The organism is Psychroflexus sp. MES1-P1E (genome assembly GCF_002836055.1).
Classification (GTDB): Bacteria; Bacteroidota; Bacteroidia; order Flavobacteriales; family Flavobacteriaceae; genus Psychroflexus.
On record NZ_PJBS01000267.1, the window covers coordinates 1 to 1,749 of the forward strand.

Consider the following 1,749-nt stretch of genomic DNA (forward strand, 5'->3'; position numbering starts at 1 on the left):
AGTCTTATGATGTAAGAATAAATGAGTAATAATTGATTAATCAACGGCTCTATCAACGGCTTTACCAACGGCATCAACGGTATCAACGGCTACCAACGGCTCTATCAATGCCAATACCGAAATCATTGAAGAAAAAAACTACTATCCTTTTGGACTTGAACATAAAGGATACAATAATACCGTTATTAGCGAGCATCCTTACGGGTTTAACGGTAAGGAATTAGATGAAAGCCTAAGTTTAAATGTTATTGAAATGGATTGGAGGCAGTATAATCCTGCTATTGGTAGGTTTAATGTTGTGGATACGTTTGCTGAATTTATGTATAATCATACTCCATATCATTTTTCTTATAGCGACCCTATTTCCTTTTCAGATCCTACAGGATTATGTCCAAATGATGATTGCGATGAAGATGCTATAAATGAAGATGATCCAATAGAATTAGATACAGTTGTTCTAAATGTACCATCTGAAAAAACCAATAATTCTTCTGGCATAAGTTTTTCTGGAAGGATGCCTCATTTTTTAAGATATGGTGAGCAACCTGTAACGTGGGATAGTCCATATGAACCTGGAACTTTGGATCAATATAACAAGGACTGGGGAACTAATTATACAGACGATAACTCTTGGAATCAATGGTATTATGAAAATCATTGGAAGCCACAGTTTGATGATCAGAGGAGGAGCATACATAATGCAACTGCTGAAATGGCTGAATTTTTAATGTACTTTATACCTATATCTGGTGGTGCTGGAGATGTAGCATTAAATTTACCAAAACTTATGAGAGGTGCTAAAACTGCTAATGCTATAGCCAAGACTATAACAACCAAATTTAGTATCAGAGCTAATCATGTATTAAATCTTGAAAAACAATTATTAATGGATGGTGTAAATGTAAAAATGAGTTATTCTACGATAAGAAGATTTCAAAGACCCATTAGGTTTTTAGATAATGTTTATAAATATAAATATGATTTTATGAATACTGAAACAGTATACAAAACAACTAACTTTATATTGAAATATGGATCTAAACTTTATAAATAGGAATAATGTAGATGAAAATTTTAAACATTTTTCATTCTCACTAATTGAAAAATTAGAGGGAACTTATTCTAATTCTGATTTAAAGAAAATTAAAATTGAAAATCTAAAACAATTGATAAATGATCTCGAATCTTACAAACCTCAAAGCCATATTAGAGATGAGAAATTAAACTTAATAAAATATTTAAAACATTTTTTAGATATACCAATAAGTGAACATGACGAAATAGAATTAACTAAGTTAGAATCAGTGTATATATTATCTATGTTAAATAAGTATCTTAAGAAGCATGGTCATACGCTCAAATGGGCATGGCTATTGACCATTACTTTACCACTTGACATTATATTGTGGTTTTTAATCGGAGAATATTATTTTTATATACCAATAATATCAATTCCTTATATCGTAAAACAAGTTCGAGCAGAGGAAGTAGCAAAAAAAAATAATCGGTTGTGGTGAAATATTAGTTGCAAATTTTCAAAACCATGATTAAAGTGTAGAGATATAAACACTGTTTGGAGTGGTTTTTTTATGCGTATGCTTTTTTAGTTTAAAAATCCCTTAAATACTATATTAAAGCTATTGTATTAAAATTGTTTTGATATGTAATTCAAATAGGAAAGCTGTTAAGTATTATCCAAGGGTTTAATTTACGAACCGATGGTAATAAGGGTTGATTTTGTGTTTAAAG

The 1,749-nt window shown here is 30.1% G+C and carries 2 protein-coding genes; both read left to right on the forward strand.

Annotated elements, in window-relative coordinates; genetic code table 11:
* Positions 1–124 precede the first annotated feature (124 nt).
* The gene (locus tag CXF67_RS09615; RefSeq protein ID WP_257984648.1) at positions 125–1,054 is read left to right on the forward strand and encodes an RHS repeat domain-containing protein; all 930 of its coding nucleotides are present in this window, start codon (positions 125–127) and stop codon (positions 1,052–1,054) included.
* A complete protein-coding gene (locus CXF67_RS09620) occupies positions 1,032–1,517 on the forward strand; it encodes a hypothetical protein (protein WP_102088564.1) in 486 nt (161 codons plus the stop codon). The genes CXF67_RS09615 and CXF67_RS09620 overlap by 23 nt, the downstream gene beginning before the upstream one ends.
* Positions 1,518–1,749: the final 232 nt, after the last annotated feature.